Origin of the sequence: Marinobacter sp., assembly GCF_041595835.1 — a bacterium.
Lineage (GTDB): Bacteria > Pseudomonadota > Gammaproteobacteria > Pseudomonadales > Oleiphilaceae > Marinobacter.
Window position 1 is genome coordinate 1 of record NZ_JBFHJO010000048.1, and the last position, 19510, is coordinate 19510.

At 52.5% G+C, this 19510-nt stretch carries 14 protein-coding genes and 1 pseudogene; 9 read left to right on the plus strand and 6 right to left on the minus strand.

Annotation, left to right across the window (positions count from 1 at the left end; genetic code table 11):
• From ABYA77_RS12670 to ABYA77_RS12695, 6 genes and pseudogenes are all read left to right on the plus strand, one after another.
• Positions 1-979 (plus strand): annotated as a pseudogene (locus ABYA77_RS12670) (hypothetical protein); the annotation flags it as partial.
• A gap of 232 nt (positions 980-1211) precedes the next feature.
• Complete coding sequence (locus ABYA77_RS12675) at positions 1212-1721, plus strand: shikimate kinase (protein WP_372966347.1); 510 nt, start codon at positions 1212-1214, stop codon at positions 1719-1721.
• Between the two features lie 39 nt (positions 1722-1760).
• A complete protein-coding gene (locus ABYA77_RS12680) occupies positions 1761-2882 on the plus strand; it encodes an exonuclease SbcCD subunit D (protein ID WP_372966336.1) in 1122 nt (373 codons plus the stop codon).
• On the plus strand, positions 2879-5512 hold the full coding sequence (locus tag ABYA77_RS12685; protein ID WP_372966337.1) for an AAA family ATPase: 2634 nt from the start codon (positions 2879-2881) through the stop codon (positions 5510-5512). The genes ABYA77_RS12680 and ABYA77_RS12685 overlap by 4 nt, the downstream gene beginning before the upstream one ends.
• Positions 5513-5528: 16 nt before the next feature.
• A complete protein-coding gene (astD, locus tag ABYA77_RS12690) occupies positions 5529-6998 on the plus strand; it encodes a succinylglutamate-semialdehyde dehydrogenase (protein WP_372966338.1) in 1470 nt (489 codons plus the stop codon).
• A 135-nt stretch (positions 6999-7133) separates the two neighbouring features.
• Positions 7134-7601: a fibronectin type III domain-containing protein gene (locus tag ABYA77_RS12695; protein WP_372966339.1), complete on the plus strand. Its 468-nt coding sequence runs from the start codon at positions 7134-7136 to the stop codon at positions 7599-7601.
• Positions 7602-7625: 24 nt separating this feature from the next.
• Here the strand turns inward: ABYA77_RS12695 and ABYA77_RS12700 are convergent, their stop codons facing one another.
• The 4 genes from ABYA77_RS12700 to ABYA77_RS12715 form a co-directional block, all read right to left on the minus strand.
• Complete coding sequence (locus ABYA77_RS12700) at positions 7626-10193, minus strand: CHASE2 domain-containing protein (RefSeq protein ID WP_372966340.1); 2568 nt, start codon at positions 10191-10193, stop codon at positions 7626-7628.
• Positions 10194-10226: 33 nt separating this feature from the next.
• Positions 10227-11870 (minus strand): FecR domain-containing protein, encoded by a 1644-nt coding sequence (locus ABYA77_RS12705; RefSeq protein WP_372966341.1) that lies wholly within the window; start codon positions 11868-11870, stop codon positions 10227-10229.
• Complete coding sequence (locus tag ABYA77_RS12710; RefSeq protein ID WP_372966342.1) at positions 11863-12591, minus strand: response regulator transcription factor; 729 nt, start codon at positions 12589-12591, stop codon at positions 11863-11865. The genes ABYA77_RS12705 and ABYA77_RS12710 overlap by 8 nt, the downstream gene beginning before the upstream one ends.
• Positions 12592-12724: 133 nt before the next feature.
• Entirely contained in the window at positions 12725-14878 is a 2154-nt protein-coding gene (locus tag ABYA77_RS12715) for a DNA topoisomerase 3 (RefSeq protein WP_372966343.1), read from the minus strand.
• A 122-nt stretch (positions 14879-15000) separates the two neighbouring features.
• Between ABYA77_RS12715 and ABYA77_RS12720 the strand changes: the two genes are divergently transcribed.
• Positions 15001-15357 (plus strand): BolA family protein, encoded by a 357-nt coding sequence (locus tag ABYA77_RS12720; protein ID WP_372966348.1) that lies wholly within the window; start codon positions 15001-15003, stop codon positions 15355-15357.
• The gene (locus ABYA77_RS12725; RefSeq protein ID WP_372966344.1) at positions 15354-15977 is read left to right on the plus strand and encodes an L-threonylcarbamoyladenylate synthase; all 624 of its coding nucleotides are present in this window, start codon (positions 15354-15356) and stop codon (positions 15975-15977) included. Before ABYA77_RS12720 ends, ABYA77_RS12725 begins: the two co-directional genes overlap by 4 nt.
• A 33-nt stretch (positions 15978-16010) precedes the next feature.
• Here the strand turns inward: ABYA77_RS12725 and ABYA77_RS12730 are convergent, their stop codons facing one another.
• Positions 16011-16670: a hypothetical protein gene (locus ABYA77_RS12730; protein WP_372966345.1), complete on the minus strand. Its 660-nt coding sequence runs from the start codon at positions 16668-16670 to the stop codon at positions 16011-16013.
• Positions 16671-16926: 256 nt separating this feature from the next.
• Here ABYA77_RS12730 and ABYA77_RS12735 point away from each other — a divergent pair, with 256 nt between their 5' ends.
• On the plus strand, positions 16927-18537 hold the full coding sequence (locus tag ABYA77_RS12735) for a methyl-accepting chemotaxis protein (RefSeq protein ID WP_372966349.1): 1611 nt from the start codon (positions 16927-16929) through the stop codon (positions 18535-18537).
• Between the two features lie 20 nt (positions 18538-18557).
• Here the strand turns inward: ABYA77_RS12735 and ABYA77_RS12740 are convergent, their stop codons facing one another.
• Positions 18558-19205, minus strand: a complete 648-nt coding sequence (locus tag ABYA77_RS12740; RefSeq protein ID WP_372966346.1) for an MBL fold metallo-hydrolase — start codon at positions 19203-19205, stop codon at positions 18558-18560.
• Positions 19206-19510: the final 305 nt, after the last annotated feature.

A 19510-nucleotide genomic window follows, 5' to 3' on the forward strand; every position in this document is an offset into this window, starting at 1 on the left:
GATCAAAACCAGCAGCTCAGAGAAAAATAGTAGCTGGCGTTTTGACCTGCACCCAAGGCAAATCTTCACTACGCTCAGAGATCTGGTTCTGATGCAGAGACGTGAGCAGGAATTGCCGAACCGTATGTATCTGGACACTAACGACACGGGGCAGGCAAACCGTGATAACGAACAGTTTAATGGTGATCTGATTACTGAAATTCAGCCGGTTGTTGAGGAAGTTCCGGAGTCTGCAGTGATGCGTTATTCGCGGATTGCCGGCACGGTGACGGCACAGGTACTTATGCTGATCGGAGCTATCTTGTTCTGGCAGGGAGCTGACAGTGTGTTGTCGCATATGAACACCTGGGATCAGCTTATCTCTCAGCGAGCAGGTGTTGAGCAAGTGATCAGTCAGTTATTTATTCCTGCTGGCGGTACTGCCGCGTTGCTTCTTGCTGGTCTTCTGATGATGGGATTTGGCCGAACTCTGGACAGAATCTGTCATATGTTCTGGGCCGAGATTTTCTTCCGCTCCAAGGTGTTTGATTTCCATTGTGAAGGCACCGTGATGCGCGCTACCCACTACCGGGGCGCAGACCGCCACAGTGCATCCAGTGAACAGGATGTTTTCACCTTTGACGCGACATACTTTGCTCTGGCTGCAGACGCGGTTACCTCTACTTTTGCCGTATCAGGTCAGTACAATCTGGAACAGCCACGTTACGTTTTGTCTATGAGCCCATGCGATGGTTTTATGAATAGTGTGATGGGAGACCTGGAAGAGCAGTTCCGTCGTAGGGATGAGGAAATTCAGAACGAGAAGCAGGCCGATAAAGAGCAACGTCTTGATTACATCCGGCAAGAGCAGGAAGCCCGTCGAACTGGCGACCTGACGGCTCAAGGCTTGGTTTCACCTCAGCAGCAGGCGATTGATTCCGGGATGGCAACGGATGTTGATCGTGAGAAAATCAGCCGTTGGGAAGGAGATAGCGACTAACAGTTGTCAGCTACCACCTAAAAAGGCAGGTCAGTATTGTACTGATCTGCCTTTTTTGTTGTCTGGGCTCAGACACCTTCTTCATTTCTACCTACCTGAGTACACACATCATTATGGCGGGTGGCTTTTTCATCGGTGTGGTGCAAGACTCGACAGCAACCTCGTTTAATTTATCGATTGGTTTTCTGTGTACCGCAGTCGCTGGTTGTGCAACTGAAGGAAAGGGGGAGTGATGGTCTCCAGAGTAGCGAACATTGTCTTTATTGGTATGCCCGGTAGCGGCAAGAGTACTGTGGGTGTTTTGGTCGCTAAACGCCTGGGGCTGGGGTTCGTCGATACTGATTTGTTGATTCAGCAGGAAGTCGGCCGCACGCTACAGGATATTGTTGATAAAGATGGCTACGTTGCTCTACGCAACATCGAAGAGCAGGTGCTGTTGGGCTTGAATGTAGATGCCCAGGTTATCAGCACAGGGGGTAGCGCAGTTTATAGTGATGCAGCAATGAAGCATCTCAAGGATAACGGCACAGTGGTGTTTCTCGATATTCCCCTGCAGAGTGTGGTAGATCGAATTGGTGATTACAGTCTGCGTGGTATTTCCCGGCACCCGGGCCAGTCTCTGAAAGAGCTTTTTGACGAGCGCTTTGAGTTGTATACACAATATGCGGATCTCACCATTAAAGGCGAAAACCTGAATCAGGGTCAGGTTTGTGAGGCCGTGATCGCCGGGTTAGGCGCTTAACTCGCGTGCATTTTCGGATCTTTTTTTAAGGAATTTGGCATGCCAACGTTTTTGCATACGGCCGATTGGCAAATGGGGCGTTCATACAGTCGGTTTGATACTGAAGACGGTGCTGCGCTGGTAGAGGCCCGGTTTGAAGGCATTGAAACACTTGCGAAGTTGGCTAATGAACATCGTTGCGATGCAGTGTTGGTGGCCGGTGATGTGTTTGATGCACAAACGGTGTCTGACCGCACCATTCGCCGGGTGTTTAATGCGACCAAAGGTTTCACCGGCCCTTGGGTGATGCTCCCAGGTAATCACGATGCCGCGCTGGCGGAAAGTGTCTGGACTCGTGCCCGGCGCTTGGGTGCTGTGCCAGAAAACGTCCACCTTGCACTTGAGCCCGGGGTTATCCTGCTGGAAGCTCAGGGCTTGGCTATTCTCTGTGCGCCTCTCACACAACGCCATACCTATGGTGATTTGACTGAGCCATTCAATCAGTACGAAACCCCGGAAGGTCTGGTCAGGGTTGGTCTCGCCCACGGGAGCGTTCAGGGGCTGTTGTCTGAAGATATTGATGCCACCAACCCTATTGCTCCGGACAGAGCGGAAGTCAGCAGGCTGGATTATCTGGCTCTGGGTGATTGGCATGGCACCAAGCAGGTTAACGAGCGCACCTGGTACAGTGGAACCCACGAGGCAGAACGCTTCCGGAATAACGATGCGGGTAATGCGCTTGTGGTCAACATATCTCGTCCTGGAGTAAAGCCAGAAGTGACCCGGCTGGAGACCAGCCGCTACCAGTGGCACCAGTGGCGTGAAACTCTGGCGGTAGAGTTTGACCTTGAGCAGCTTTTGGAAAGACTGGATGCTCTGCCAGAGTCCTCCGTGGTTGACCTTCGTCTGGATGGAGCCATCACGTTGTCGGGAGAAGAGAAATTGACGAAAGCTCTCTCGATAGCTGAAGCAAAGTTCCGCAGTATTCGATGCGACAGGAGTGGGCTTCAACTTGAGCCTACAGAAGATGACATCGCCGGTTTGCAGGCTGACGGCTACGTGGGTCAGGTGATTGATGAACTGCGGCACCAGCAACAGGGAGAACAAAGTGAAAGGGCCCGGGATGCCTTGGCAATACTGGCGGGCCTGCTGAAAAGCAGGGGTCAGGAGGTCAGCCAATGAAGCTTCAGAAATTACGTGTTGAGCAGCTGCGTCAGTTTCGAAAACCGTTTGTTCTGGAAAACCTTCAGGGCGGCCTGAATCTGATTCATGGTCCCAACGAATCCGGTAAAAGCACTCTTGTTCGGGCCATTCGTGCTGCTTTTTTTGAGCGTTATCGCTCAACGGCTGTTGATGACTTGCGCCCCTGGGGCGACTCCGCTGCCGCGCCAACCGTTGAGCTGGATTTTGAGCACCAAGGAGAGATCTGGCGCCTGACCAAAAGTTTTCTGCAACGGAAGCGTTGCGATCTGGTTATTGGCACGTGCAGCTACAGTGAAGACGATGCCGAAGAAAAACTGGCAGAATTGCTTGGTTATCAGTATCCGAAACGAGGTGTCAGTAAAGCTGAACATTGGGGTATTCCCGGGTTGCTTTGGGTAGAACAGGGCACGGGGCAAGACCTGGAACAATCAGTGGAACACGCCGGGGATCACCTGAAGTCAGCCTTGAATTCGCTGGTTGGTGAAGTGGCCAGTTCGGGTGGAGATGAGGTGATTGATGCGGTGCGAACCCAGCGGGATGCCTTGTTAACCGGAACCGGTAAACCTCGGGGCGATTACCTGCAACTAGAAAAGGATCAAGCGGTTCATCAGCAGGATATTGAGGTGCTAAAAGCGCGCATTCTCAAATATCAGGAGCAGGTCGACCGGCTTGGAAAACTGACGCTCGAATTTGACCGTGCTGAAGCGGAGCGCCCTTGGGATGATGCTCAGAAACAACTCGAAGAGACACAGAGTCGTTACCGGCAAGTAGAGCTCCTGGAACAACAGCAACATCAGGAAAAAAACACACTTGCTCAGCTTGAGCAGAACCGCCGCTTGCTTGAACAAAACAGACAGCATCAGGAAAACCTGAGTCGGCAGCTTGCTGGCCGAAAGGCTGAGCTGGAAAAAGCCGACCGTGAATTGCAATCGACAGAAGCGCAAACACCTGTTTTTGCGAACCGGTTACAGGATGCCCGGTCAGCTTATGAAGCTGCAAAAAAACAGGTAAAGCTCGCCCGATTACTGGAAGTACGAGGCAGACTGGAACAGGACATAAAACGTCTTGAGCAACAACGAAAAACTCTGGCCCAGAACCTGAGTAAAGCCCGGGAATACCAGCAGCAGCTAGAACTGGCAAGGCGGCAAGCGCGAGAAAACCGCATTGATTCCGATGCTGTTAAACGCCTGAAAGCCCTTGAACATCAGCTTAATGAAGAAACTATCCGCTCCAGCACCATTGCTACTCGATTAAGTTGGCAATTGGAGCCGGGGGCCTCTCTGAACTTAAATAACGAACCCCTTGCAGGGCAGGGTGAGAAACAACTGCTTGAAGAGTCTCGTCTTGTTATTCCGGGGGTGGGAAGCCTGGACATTACTCCTGGTGGTGAGGCGTTGGCCAGTACACGCAGAAAACTCAGTACGCTTCAGCAAAATGTTAATGAGTTGCGCCAGGCACTGGGTGTGGATTCGGTCACGCAGGCAGAACGTCGGCTGTCGGCATTTGAGTTGGCAGAGAGAACTCAGTTGCATACTGAGGAGTTGCTGAAATCTGTTGCCCCGGCGGGAATCGAACATTTGCAGTCGGAACAGCGGGAAGCTGAAAGTGAACTGCAGAATGCTAAAACACAGTTAGCGGATGCCCCCGAGCCGGAACAGAAACAAGACATTCCGGATATAACTGAGGCCGAGGCAGCGTTTACACGGGCGGGTACAAATCTGGACGCGGCAGAGTCGGAGGAGTTAAAACATCAGGAAAGCGTGCGAACCTGCAGGCAAGCCCGGGATACTGCCAAAGCTGAGTGGCAACGCCTTGCAAATGAAGAGCGAAGCCCGGAGCGCAAGCAGCAACTCAGGCAGCTTGCGGACGATTTAGCGAAGATTGAGCTGCAGGCAGCAACCATTAGCGCCAGCATGGAACGCCGTGCTGTGGAAATTAGCGAGGCTCGCCCGGATCTTCTGCAGCAGGATATCGAGCGTTACCAGAATACTGTCAATAATTTGCGCCAAACTCAGGAATTCCGCGGCCGTGAACTCCGGGATATAAAAGTCAGACTGGAAGCCTGGGGTGCTGAAGGGTTGGATGAACAGCTTAATGAGAAAACCGCAGAGCTTGAGCGTTGTGAACGGCGTTATCAGGAGTTGCGCCGCCGAGCCCAGGCTTTGGACTTGTTGCTGACGTTGCTGACAGAGAAAAGGCAGGCGCTGACTCGTCGTTTGCAGGCACCGCTGCAAAAGCACCTCAATCACTACCTTTCAGTGTTGTTTCCTCAGGCAACCCTTGAAGTGGATGAACAGCTCCGGCCTGGAACCTTCACTCGTGGAACCGAGTTAGGGCAGATGACTGAGCTGAGCTTTGGGGCTCGGGAGCAAATGGGACTGATCAGCCGCTTGGCTTATGCGGATTTGCTGCGCGAGGCGGGACGGCCGACATTGGTCATACTGGATGATACTCTGGTGCATAGTGACCATGATCGCCTGGAAAATATGAAACGCATTCTGTTTGACGCCTCTAGCCGGCATCAAATACTGCTGTTTACCTGCCACCCTGAAAAGTGGCTGGATCTTGGTGTGCCACCAGTGGATATTCAGGCACTTAAGGAAACTTAAGGAATAGGAGAAGCCGATGACTCTTTCTGTCTTGATCAATGGTGAATGGTTTGACGGAAAAGGGGAGGCGTTTTCATCCCTTAATCCGGCAACCGGCGAGGTATTCTGGCAAGGGAAGGCAGCGGATAAACAGCAGGTCGATCGGGCGGTAAACGCTGCCCGGTCTGCAAGTATTCACTGGGCGGATGCCGGGTTTGATCAGCGGGTATTGGTAGCTCGTAAATTCGCTGAGCTTTTGGGGCAGCAGAAAGAGGCGTTCGCTACCGCCATCGCCACAGAAACCGGTAAGCCGCTGTGGGAGGCCCGAACTGAGGTTGGCGCCATGATCGGCAAGGTCGAGATCTCTGTACAGGCTTATCAGGAACGAACTGGCCAGCGTAGCAAAGACGTCGGCGGTGCTCGTGCTGTATTACGCCATAAACCTCATGGCGTAGTGGCGGTATTTGGCCCCTATAATTTCCCCGGCCATCTTCCCAATGGCCATATAGTTCCGTCGTTAATTGCGGGTAATTGTGTCGTCTTTAAACCGAGTGAACTCACCCCCGCCGTGGCCGGAAAAATGGTGGCATTGTGGCTGGAAGCAGGCTTGCCATCAGGTGTTCTGAATCTGGTGCAGGGCGAAAAGGATACCGGAATAGCGCTGGCCAACCATAACGGTATTGATGGTTTGTTCTTTACTGGAAGTTCCGCAACAGGGCATCTCCTGCATAAGCAGTTTTCAGGCAATCCGAGCAAAATTCTTGCGCTGGAAATGGGTGGTAATAACCCGTTGATTGTGGATAAGCCTGCTGATATCCAGGCTGCTGTTTATGAAACCATCCAATCCGCTTACATTACCTCCGGGCAGCGCTGCACCTGTGCCAGGCGCTTACTGGTGCCAGAGGGGGATTGGGGGAACAGCTTTCTTGAAGCGCTGGTCATGGCTGTAAGCGCCATACAGGTGGGTGGCGCCTTTGATGAGCCAGCCCCATTCATGGGTAGTGTCATTTCGGAATCGGCGGCAGAGGGCATTCTGGCGACTCAGGAGCAGCTACTGAAGCAAGGTGGCGTTTCTCTGGTTCGCAGTAAGAAACTCAGGCCCGGAACCGGTCTGATTTCACCGGGGCTGATTGATGTAACTCCGATTGCTTCAGTAGCGGATGAGGAGATTTTTGGCCCACTTCTTCAAGTCGTTCGCTATCGTGATTTCGATGATGCCCTCCGGCGCGCTAACGATACCCGGTTCGGGCTGTCTGCCGGTCTGTTTAGTGACAGTGAAGAACGCTTCGATTATTTCTATCGAAGAATCCGGGCGGGTATTGTGAACTGGAACAAACAGCTCACAGGTGCTTCAAGTGCTGCACCGTTTGGTGGTGTGGGTGCGAGCGGTAACCACCGGGCCAGCGCCTGGTACGCCGCGGATTATTGTTCATACCCGGTCGCTGGGATGGAGGCAGATAGCTTGTTGATGCCGGAAACCCTGGCTCCAGGTGTGAAGCTGTATTGAGGTTTCAGGGGCTCTCAATACTCAAAGCGACAAAAAGTTGACAATTTAACAACAAAAAGAATGACGTTGATCGTATTAGTTGTTCTCTCGATTTTATAGAATTTTACAAAATCGACGGAAAGCTGGTGCGAAACTATGAAAAAGCGCGTCATTAAAATGTCAAAGGCATGGATTGCCGCGTTTGCTTTGGGGATGTTGCTTACCGGTTGTGGTGGCGGTGGTGGTTCTGATGACGCTGGTCCCTCAACTTCAGCCTCCGCATCTGGCAAGACCACAACGGTTGGTGCAACACCCAAAACAGAGTCAGCGGCTACTGCCGAGACACCGCGTTCAGCTGTGCTGAGCTGGTCAGCTCCAGCGACTCGGGTGAATGGTGATGGTATCGACATGGGTGAGCTGGACAAGTATGTGATCCGCTACGGCCAGAATGTCGATGACCTCAATCAGGAAGTGGTATTGGAAGACGCGGCTGAATACCCTGAAATGTCTTATACCGTGAAAGACTTAGATCCAGGTACTTGGTTCTTCACTATTCAGGTGCAGGATACGCAGGGGCTTGTCAGTGAGCCGTCAGAGCCGGTGAGCAAGCACATTCAGTCCTGATGTCTGGTGTGATAAGTGGCGCGCTTATTCATTCATAGGGTCGGCAATCGGAAGTTTCAGAGTAAAGGTAGTGCCTACTCCCAGCTTTGAATCTACGTATATCTTTCCTTTGTGTTTTTTCACAACCGTTTTCACGAATGCCAACCCTAGTCCCGTACCGCGATGACCCGCAAGCTCACTGCTCCGTTGGCGGTGGTACCGGTCAAACAGATACGGAAGCTCGGTTTCATCTATACCAGCCCCTTCGTCGGCTATCGTCAGGCCTGCCAGGTGCCCGGCACGGTATACCTGAATGTTGATCGTGGTGCCAGGTGAGCTGTATTGTATGGCGTTGGTCAGCAAGTTAATAACTGCCCGTTCCAGTAGTTCGGCATTCCCCCTCAGCCACAGATCTTCCGTGTCGTTTAATTGCAGCAGGATTTGTTTCTCCTGTGCCTGCTCGCATACGCTATCCCGGGCATTTTCGACAATTGCCAGTAATTCACATTCGTAGAAACGGGTTTCTGAAAGCTGTTCTGCGCGAGCCAGATGCACAAATTCTTCTGCCAGGTTGTAACTGCGTCTCGCCAGTTTTCCCAGCTGTTCCAGCTGGCGGTCGTCAATACTCGATGGATCCCGCTTAAGTTGTTCAATCAGAGCGAGCTGGGATACCAAGGGTGAGCGCACATCGTGGGATATGAAGTCGACCGCTTCTCTATGCTGACGCTGCTGTTCCCGCAATTCAGATATATCTGAGATATTGGCGATAATGCCAAGCTGTCCATCGCCGGGTAGGGTAAAGGGCGCGAAGTGAATGAGGAAATCCTTGCCGTGCACCTTCAGATCTACGGTACGACTTTCTTTGAGCGTCAGTGTTTCAGACACAGTTTCGTGCCAGGGCGGGTTGTCTCTCGGATCGTGGCCTTCCAGCAAGCTGGTGAGCGGCATGCCGCTCAGGCTTGGCATGGGCTCGCGAAACCAGTCTTCAATGTGCCGGTTGGCGAATCGGATAACAGCAAGTTCGTCTGTCACGATGATGCCATCCGGCATATGCTGAAAACTGCGTTGAATGAAGGCCTGCATCTGGTATAACCGCTCGTTTGCAAGCTTAACTTTTTCAATGCGGGGAGAGAGATTTCTGTGGGAGTGATGCCCCGGTTGGTGCTGGCTGTCAGGCTCCAGTTTTAGCTGATGCAGGTAGTGCTGTGTGACTTCTCGGCTAAGGTCGTTGTTCAGCTCCAGACCAAGTACATAGATAGAGCTACCTCGCTCAAGCCGTATCCAGCTGTGGTTTAGTTGATGAACCCAGTGGCCGGTTTCTGATAGGTGCGGGGTTTGCGAGAGAGTCATTCCCTGAGCTTCCAATAATTCGCCGTTTTCGGACAGCAGCCAGCCTTCGGGCTGAAGAAGCGCCCGAAAGTGAGCCAGGAGTTGTGCTGGTTGTCGTTTGGCTGGATGAGGGAGTGACAGTTTTGGTGCACTAGCCATGTCATCCAGCTGTCGATTGAGAAAGCGGTTGGTCATGGTGAGCTGGAGGCCGCTGGAAATTGGCATGGCCGCTAATGGCAGCATGAGTGCATGGGCAACCGGCAGGTTTATATGAAGTATCAACAGGAAAAATAAGTAGCCAGTCATGAGTGCCGCAAATAGAGCTATGCAGGTTGCGACGGTGCTGATGGGCAATAGCCGGGGTAGCAACAAGGCTAAAATCACGAGCACGAACAGACTGAGGGCCAGGCCAGCCCAGGTTGGTGCTTCGGTAATGAGAAGTCCCTGGAGGTGAGCGGAATAGATGTTCGCATGAAATTCAACGCCAGGCATGGGGAGTCCGCGCCCGGAGACGGGCGTGGGCAGAATGTCACCGAGACCTGCGGCCGTTGCTCCGACGAAGACGGTTTTTCCTGCAAAAAAACCGGCAGGATACGTGCCTTCAAGAACTTTGGAGTAGGAAACGCTTGGCAAGGTGCCTGAGATACCCGCAAGGGGGACTCGCCGATAATCCTTACGAATGTTGAGGCGGGCGGACAAGCCTTGCCGGGGGTTGGGTTGTGCTGCGCTTTGATGCGCCAGAGACAAACTAGGCCATAGGCGCTCAATCGTGCCGTTCTGTAAGTAAATTCCACGAACAAGGCCGTCGTTATCCAGTTCAACATGAGCATGACCAAGTGCGCTGGCAGCTTCTGTTAACACGGGAGTTGGCAATTGCTCGTAGATAAGCTGTTTCTGATTACTGGCCGTTAAATGGACGGGAAGGACCACTTGGCCGTGGCGGTGCATTGCCGCAGCTAGCTGGTTGTCTTCATCACTTTGCTCTGGGAGCAAAATGTCGAGCACGATAGTTTCCGCACCGGATTCACGCAGTCGGTCGATGAGTTCGCCATGAAGACCTCTGGGCCAGGGCCAGCGCCCCAGTTGTCCCAGGCTGTATTCATCTATCGCGACAAGCGCTACGTTGTTGCTGATAGGAGCTGGCCAAGTGGCTACAGCCTGATCGTACAGCCAATGGTTAAGCCGGTCTGGCAGGCCCGTAGCCTGAAATAAAATGAGAATGCCTAGAAACAGGAGGCCAAGAGTCCACGGTGTTTTTTTTATTGTAAGCCAATCCGTAGTCATGGGCCTTGCAATCATCAGTTGTTTTGTGGCGTTTTATTCGAGGTACAGTTCTCGTCCTGGCCCCCACCGACTGGCCAGAGGGCCGTCAGAGAGTGCTTTGACGCGCACAAAATACCTTTTTCCGGGAATCAAACGCAAGGAAGCGGCAGTGTCGGCAATATCGGCTTCTTTGATTATGTTGTTGAAGCTGGGTTCTTCAGAAAGCTGTAAACGGTATTTCTCGGTTGTATCTGCGCGCTCCCAGAATACGCGTACCTGGCTGTCCAGATAGTTCACGTTGATGATTCGCACGGGGGTTAAAGTGCCATTTACGATCAGTTCGCGGACCTCAGAGGCGGCAATGGACTTGCCTCCGGCTTCAGTAACCACGCGCCAGAAATATCTGCCGGGGCTCAGTGAGCGTGACGGTAAGGCGCTGTTTTCCGGAGCCCACTCACTGGTGGTGATCAATTTCTGGAAATTCTCGTTCTCGGCGACTTCCACCCGGGCGAGCTCGTTGGAGCCGTTAAGCTGCCAGTGGAATTCTGGCATGTCATCATTAACGCTTTCGCCGTTAGTGGGAGTTATGAGGGTGGGAGGACTGGCCAGTAGCTCAACGTCCACGGATGCAATGGCTGGAAGGCCAGCGATTCCACGTTGATCAAGAGCTGCGAGATGAATTTCGTATTGGCCGTTATCCAGTTGGTTGATTGGAAATTGGTTACCAGAAATTTCTCGGCTTTGTATCCAGCTTCCTGACTCTTTTTCAAAAATATCAACCCGGTATGTTTGTGTACCGGTTTGTTGCCAGGTTAGCGCGGCCGGTAGCTGGTGAAGTATGGGGCCGATTGGATGAAGACTGGGTGCGGGGGGGAGTTGTCGAATATTGATATTGCCAGCCCCCGAGGTTCCAACGCTGGCGCCATACCCGACAGGAATTCTCTGGGTTTGGCCTGGCTTGCCGAAATCAACAGCACCCTGTTTTACCTGAATACTGCTGCCGAAAGCGCTGGCTTGCATGGAGAATACGGTGCCGCGTACAGCGGCTACAGCTGAGGGTGTTGTTATCTCAAAGCGGGCGCCGCCTCCCCTGACTGGTTTTACCCGGGAGTGTACTTCACCTTTTTGCAGTCGAAGACGAGTGTCTACCATGCCCGTTTTGCCGTATTGAGTCAGGCGGTTAAACATCAATCGAGTGTTGGGGGCGATTCTCAGTTCTGAGCCATCGGCGAGTACCAGGGTGGCTGAGCCTGCACCCGACAATATCTCATCGCCTACCCGAACCAGCGACTGTTCAGTCAGCGGCGTTTTTCTGCCATCAGAACCAGAGATGTGTTGAACATTCCCGCTGACAGTGGTTACCCGGGCGGGTTCTGGTTGACGTTTTAGCCAGAATACCGGGATACGCAGGGCATCACCAGCTTGAAGTGTGGAGTTTCTGGGCAGGCCATTATGTGCCAGAAGGCGTTGGCCGTTAGCCGGATTTCGCAGCAGTGACGTGGAAATACTGGCCAGGGTGTCATGGTGCTGTACTGTATAAACCCACTCCGGCGCTGTTTCTGTAGGCTGACTGGCAGCGGGCGCCGATCCCCTGGCAATGGAGAGTTCCGCCATGGATATGCCGGGTATAAGGGCTATCACCATGGCCAATAGAGCGGCCAGGGTTATATGGATAGCGTTATGGGTCAGGTTAAGCATTGGTGTTTCGGTCGCTCACAGGTTTGCCGGTTTCCGTGGCTTTGACTGTTTCCAGGCGATAACCGCGCTGATAAATGGTTTTAATGCGGAAGCCGTTTTCCGGATTGAGTCCCAGTCTCCGGCGAAGGCGGCTTATATGTGTATCAACCGTGCGGGTATTGATGTTTCGAGCCAGGCCCCATACCCGCTCAAGCAGCACTTCCCGTGTTAGCAAGCGCCCTTGGTTCTGGAATAAAAACAGGGTCAGATCGAAGTCTTTGTCGGTGAGGGCCAGGGCCTCACCGTGTAGTTGAATGCTGTGCTGGTTCATGTTGACTTCAAACGGACCGAAGGTCAGTAGTTCTTTGTCGTTTTCCGGATTGCTGCGACGGGCCAGTGCATTGATACGGGCAACCAGTTCTGCTGCACGAGCTGGTTTGGCGATGAAGTCATCTGCACCGGCATCCAGTGCGCACACAATGTCGCTTTCACTATCGCGTTGAGTCAGGAATATCGCTGGTATTGGCCAGTCAAGGTGGGCCCGGACATTTTCCAGCACTTCGATACCCGTCATGTCGGGAATTTGCCAGTCGAGAATAATAAGATCATAGCTACGGTGTAGCACAGCGCTCAAAAATGATTGGCCGGTGGCGAAACTGTCACACTCGTGCTCTTTATCATGCAGGATGGACTGGATGTTTTGCGCTTGTTCGAGTTCGTCTTCCAGCAGAGCAATGCGCATTAAACTTGGCCCTCTATCTTGCTGACTGGTTAAGGTTGCCTGTGTGCAGAGTAGAATTGGTCTACTCTGCACCGACTCTCAATTATCCCAGAAATTGCGCATGGGTTCAGTGTTGTTATGTAGTATTCCGTAATCAGCGAACCTTTAGAACCGGTTTGCCGTTATCGTCATCGACTGTTTGTCGGCAGGAAGGAAAATTACTGCAGCCCCAGAACCAGCCTTTCTTGCTTTTGCGGCGAACCAGAGGAGAATAACAAAAGGGGCAGGGCACCGGTTTTTGGCTGGTACCATCCTTGGGCTGATTGTCTTCCAGGGGGCGTGTGCCTGTGCATTTCGGGTAACGGGTGCAAGCATAGAACGGTCCGAACCTGCCCTCCCTTTGCACCATTGGGGTTCGACATTTGGGGCAGTGAATATTCTGCTGGTTCTCTTGCAGCGTTTGCGGTGCTTCTACCCGGTTGATAAATCCTCGGATTTCGTCTTTCAGGGTTTCCAGGAATACCTTCGGGTCGTCTTCGCCCCGGCGTATGCCTTCGAGAGTGGCTTCCCAAACTGCGGTCCGGTCGGGTGTTCGAACCGAGTCGGGCAACGCAGCAATCAGAGCTTTGCCTTTGTCTGTGGCGCGAATAAAGCGTTTTTCACGGAATAGGTAATCTCTGCGGAACAGCGTATCGATGATCGCTGCCCGGGTTGCTTCCGTGCCCAGGCCATCCGTGTCCCTGAGGGTCTTGCGAAGCTCTGCATCGGCCACAAAGCGTGCGATGTTAGTCATGGCTGAAAGCAGACTGGCATCGGTGAAGTGCTGGGGCGGCTGAGTTTTCCGCTCTTTTATATCAGCTTGAGTACAGATTGCTGGTTCGTTGCACTCTAACCGGGGCAACGGCGGTTTTTGTGGCTCGCTGTTTTTTTCCTTAAGCTTTAGCTCCAGAATTTTCCAGCCCGGACTCAGTAGCGCTGTTTCTGTAGCGCGGAACTTGTGTTCCTGCACCTGGACGGTGAGCTTGCCCTCCCGGTGTACTGCGTCCTGGCAGAACTGCATGAGATAGTAACGGCTGATCAACCCGTAGACTTTCTCTTCTGCAGCTGTCAGTTTGCCGTTCGCTGAGGGGCGTACGGTTGGAATGATGGCGTGGTGGGCCTCAACGTTTTTGTTGTTCCAGGCCGCAGAGCGGCGATCAGTATCCAGCTGTTCTGTAAAACTGTTTAACTCCGGAGCTGCCCGGCTAACGGCTCGGATAACTTGTTCCCGTTGGCTGTAGTGTTCTTCTGGTAAGTAGCGGGAGTCAGAGCGTGGGTAGGTAATTAACTGATGTCGCTCGTATAGGTTCTGGGCAGTATCCAGGACATCTTTGGCCCCCATGCGAAATAGTCGACCGGCTTCGATTTGCAACGCTGAAAGTGATAGTGGTAGTGGCGGTGGTTCGGGTCTGTCTCGAAATCGGGATTCAATGATTCGCCCGGGCCGGCCGTTTATGGTGGATGTGATTTGTTCAGCTATCTCGCGGCTGAGCAAGCGGCCTTCTTCGTCCAGGTGATCCTGAAACTGGTCATCTGGCAACCAGCGGGCGGTAAAGGGGCGTTGATCGGATTGTTCTTCTGTTGCCTGAAACTGCCCTTCAATACGAAACCAGGGTTTGGGTTGGAAATTTTCGATGGCATTGTCCCGCTCTGCTACCAGACCAAGAACCGGTGTTTGTACACGGCCGACAGAGTAAACGCCTTGTTCACCCTGTTGTTGGTAAGTCAATGTGTAGAAGCGTGTGAGATTAATGCCGTAAAGCCAGTCGGCCCTTTGTCGGGCGAGAGCAGAATGAGAGAGCCTTCTGAACTCTTTGTTTTCCTTGGGGGCGGCGATGGCGCGAGCCACAGCGTTGGGCGTCAGATCGTTTATCAGAATACGTTCAACGGGCGCCTGAGAGCCAACAAACCGGATAACTTCATCTACCAGCAGCTGGCCTTCACGGTCCGGGTCGCCGGCGTGGGTTATCAGGTCGGCTTGTCGAATCAGGGATTCAAGGATCTTGAATTGCTGCTTAACGCTGTCTTTAGGCACAAGCTGCCATTGCAGAGGGAACAGGGGCAGGTCTTCCTGACGCCACCGTTTCCAGGCAGGGTTGTAGTGTGCGGGTTCGGCAGGTTCAAGAAGATGGCCGATACACCAGCTGACCGTTACGGCCTTTTTCCCTTCGCCACAGCGAATCCAGCCCTGGCCTTTCTGATGGGGGCTGGGAAGGGCGGCTGCGATGGCTCGTGCCAGGCTGGGTTTTTCAGCTATATAAAGATGCATGGTACTTGAGGTTCTGAAACCGGCTCAGGAATGTGGCTCTTTCGTTCTTTGGTGTCAAGGCTCGGGGCCGGGCAGAATTGTGTAGTAGACTAGGTGTTAAATGGATGGGAGAGTTTGTGAGCATGAATGTCCAGAATACAGTTGAGTCTAAACTGAAGAGTGCTTTCGAAGCTGAGATGCTTCGAGTGGAAAATGAAAGTCACATGCACGCAGTACCTCCGAATTCAGAAACCCACTTTAAGGTTACTCTGGTTTCCGGTGTGTTCGACGGTGTGATGAAGGTGAAGCGGCACCAGATGATTTACAAAGTTCTGGCCGACGAGCTGGCTGGCCCGGTACATGCCTTGGCATTGCATCTGTATACGCCGGAGGAATGGGCAGAATCCGGGCAGGCAGCGCCGGGTTCGCCGAATTGTATGGGAGGTTCAAAAGGAGATGACGTTATGGCCGCTAAATTGAAACAGGGAGCCTGCTCATGAGCCAGTTTTTTCAAATTCATCCTGAAAATCCGCAAAAACGTTTGATTAAGCAAGCAGTGGATATCATCCGTAATGGTGGGGTGATTGTGTACCCAACGGATTCCGGTTATGCATTGGGGTGTCACTTAGGTGATAAGCAAGCTACTGACAGAATCAAACGCATTCGTAAGCTGGACGACAAGCATAATTTCACTCTGGTGTGTCGTGATCTTTCGGATATCGGAGTGTATGCAAAAGTCGATAACACTCAGTATCGATTGCTGAAAACCTTCACGCCTGGTGCCTACACCTTCATTCTTCATGCTACCAGTGAAGTTCCCCGTCGTTTGCTGCACCCGAAACGACGCACGATCGGTGTGCGGGTACCAGATAATGTCATTGTCAGTGAGTTGTTAGGTGAACTGGGTGAGCCGATTATGAGTAGCACACTGATTTTGCCGGATGAGACAGAACCCATGACCGACCCTTATGAAATTCGTGATCTGTTGGAAAGGGATCTGGATCTGATTATTGATGGTGGCTTCTGCGGCATTGAAGCCACGACCGTTGTGAACTTTACGGGGGATGCTCCGGAAGTCACTCGCGTGGGTAAGGGTGACCCGGCGCCGTTTCAGGCCTGAGTGCCTTCGGTTGTTCTGAATACCCGGGCCTGATCAGGCCCGGGTATTCAAACTGAAGGCATAACGTTGGGGGGCGATTCCGGCCACCTGTTCAGAATGACTGTTACGGCGAAGGCTATCGTACCGGTGAATCACATCCTGCAATCCATTGAATTGCTGATTTTCGCTCACCAGTGAATTCAGCAGAGAGTTGCTGACTCCGTAAGCCTGGTTCAGCTTCAGGGCGTTATCCATAAAGTGCAGCGTGGGTTCACTGACGCTCAGGCGACTGAATGCTTCGGTAAAGTTACGGTTGTTGTTCAAGTCTTGTTCGATCTTGTCCCGAACGTCATCTGGCACCTTACCTTCAACAATCGTTTCCCCTGTTTCGCCTTTGCTGACGTTCAACGCGGTGGCAGGGTGTAGATTGTATTCGGCAAGCTTGTGCCGCAAGGTGTCCCGGATAAACGATAAATCCTGCGCCACAGTTTGTTTATATTGGTTCAGGGGTAGCTTTCGGGCTTTTAGGTCGGCAGGGTTTTGTGTTGGCTGTTCTGAAGGAGTGAAACGATCGCCGCCCGGGTTGCCTGTAGCTTCAGGCTTCCTTGATTCGGTAAGCACCTCGCTCTCAGGCTTGTCGGTTGACGCCTGACGGCTGTCCATGGCTTGCTGAAAGCGAGTGCTGGCTTGAATCAGAGATGTCAGCAAAGACATGGTGTATTTCCTCCTGAGCGGTAAAAGTCTGCCGGAATTCTGTTGCTAAGTGAGCTTATTGAAGATTAAGCAGTTTCCGGGCCAGTTTTTCGTGTTCTTGACGGAGCCAAATGTAAAACTTTGCAAGGTGTTGTCTGAGTTGTGGGTCTGCTGACTTGGGTCATAAAAAAGTTGAACAATATCTATAAAGTTATCCGTCAGTCCGCCGTCATATCTTATTAGCTGTCCTGTTGATCGTCATCGCTGGGGTACCATGATAAAAAAACAATATTCAATCCGTTTTCTTTTGCTGGCAGCTCTGGCTGCAGCGTTCTCGGTGATCTTGGTTTTCACTGTGGTTTACAGCGCTCACTCCCAGAGAGCTCACCTGGAAGAGTACAGCCATAAGTACGTTGATGGATTGGCGAAGTCTTTTTTTGACGGCCTGAACACGATGATGGTCACTGGCACCATTAGTAACCGCGATATGCTCCGTGAGAAGGTGATGGCTCCGGAAGAAGTGCTGGACATTCGGGTTATTCGGAGTGACCAGTTGAACGCTATGTTTGGTGCTGGCCGCTCTGAGGAACAGAGTCAGGAAACTCTGGATATGAAGGCGCTGGCAGGCGAGCGCATTGAGCATTACTCCAGCAATGATCAGGGCCGCATCTATACGTTGATTGAACCCGTTATCGCCCGCGCAGACTATCAGGGTGTGAATTGCCATAGCTGCCATCAAAGTCAGGAAGGGGACGTGCTGGGAGCCATCCGCATTGATTACTCTCTCGCTAAAAGTGATGCCAAGCTTCAGGAACAACTGATTGTCAGTGGTGGTATTCAGATTCTTATTTTCGTTGCGATCTTCATTCTGACGACAGTGGTCTTGGGGCGATTGGTGTTTGCCCGCCTGCGACGTCTGCATGACAGCATGGATCAGATTTCACGGAATTCTGATTTGTCCGTTGAGCTGGAAGTGATCAGGAATGACGAAATTGGTTCGGTATCCAGGGCGTTCAATCGCATGATGTCAAAAATTCGCGAAAGCATGCATACGGTGATGGAAAACGCTGCGCAGGTTGAGTCGGCAGCCAGATCTATTTCGGGAAAATCAGAAACCACTGAGCGTGAAGTGCTGGCCCAGAAAGACAATACCGATCAGGTGGCCAGTGCGACCACTGAAATGGCAGCCTCTGCGGTTCAGGTTCGGGAGAATGCGGTGACTACGGCACGGCAGTCTGCCGATACTACCCGTGCTGCTGAAGCCGGTGAGCAACTGGCGCGCGATGCCGTACAGGGCATTGAATTGCTCAATTCTGAAGTTCAGAACGGTGCTCACCGTATCGAGCAGCTGGATCAGCGCACCACCGAAATGGACTCTCGGCTGGAGTTGATTTCTGAGATTGCGGATCAGACTAACCTTCTGGCCCTGAACGCTGCTATTGAAGCTGCCCGGGCTGGTGAGCAGGGGCGGGGCTTCTCGGTGGTTGCCGATGAGGTTCGTGCGCTGGCCTCCCGCACTCAGGTTGCTACCGAAGATATTCGAAAAACCATTAATGGGCTCAAACAGGAAGTAGTGGATTGCGTGGGTACTATGCGTCACGCCTCGGAAATGGCTCAGCATCAGGTTGAGGCTATCCTGACCGTGGAAAGTGAGTTGCAGACCATTGCCACCGCTGTGCGCGAAATTACCGGCCTGAATGAACAAATGGAAAACGCAGCCAATGAACAGAGCTACGTGTCTGAGTCTATTAATCAGAACGTGATCGAAATCAGCCGTTCAGCCGAACAAACCTCCAGCGACGCACAGGAAACTGCCCGCATTGCCGGAGATTTGCTGGCGATGGCTGAAACCTTACGCAAAACTGTAGAGCAGTTCCGGTTGTCGTAGCGCTCATCAGACCGGAGTTTCTAACCCCGGTGATCAGATACAAATGGGTTCGTGGCCTTCTCATGTCCGAATGTGGACATGGGGCCATGCCCGGAAATGAAGGTGACGTCGTCTCCCAGAGGGAACAACTTTTCCCGAATAGAACGAATCAGCGTGCCGTGATCGCCCTTCGGGAAGTCGGTGCGGCCTATGGAACCGTTAAACAGCACATCACCCACTAAAGCCAGTTCGGATTCCTTGTGAAAAAACACCACGTGGCCTGGCGTGTGGCCAGGGCAATGCAGCACTTCTAATGTTTGGGTACCTATGGTGACTGTGTCGCCATCTTCCAGCCAGCGGTCAGGTATGAAGAGCTCCGGCGTTGGAAACCCGAACATCTGGGCCTGCATGGGAAGCCCTTGAATCCAGAAATTATCTTCTTTATGAGGTCCTTCAATGGGAGCACCTGTGGCCTTGGCTAACTCGGCTGTGCCACCAGCGTGGTCGATGTGGGCGTGAGTCAGTAGAATTTTCTCAACGGTTACCCCTTCGGTTTCAATGGCGGCCTGTATGCGATCAAGATCTCCACCGGGGTCCACGACGGCGGCTTTCATGGTGTCTTCACACCAGATCAACGTGCAGTTTTGTTCAAAAGGCGTTACCGGCACAATTCGGTATTTCAGGGACATAATCAGCCTCGATGAGTATTTTGGCGCTATGGTAATGGTATTTGGCCGCTGGCTCGAGTTTTCAAGCTGCTGAGTAGTTTGCCGGTAATAAGTTAACATCAATACCACGGAACGGTTTACAAAAGCGGTTTCTCTGGCTGAAGATCTGGGGTTTATTGGCTTGTCCCGGGCATTTCGTAGCACGGGTAAATTTATGGAACAGGAGATGATTCTGGATGACTGACCTACAGGCGAGCCCAAGCGCGTTCACTTTTGGTATTCGCCGTTTGGTATTGGTGGATTCTGCTGGCTTCTGTTACGTGGAA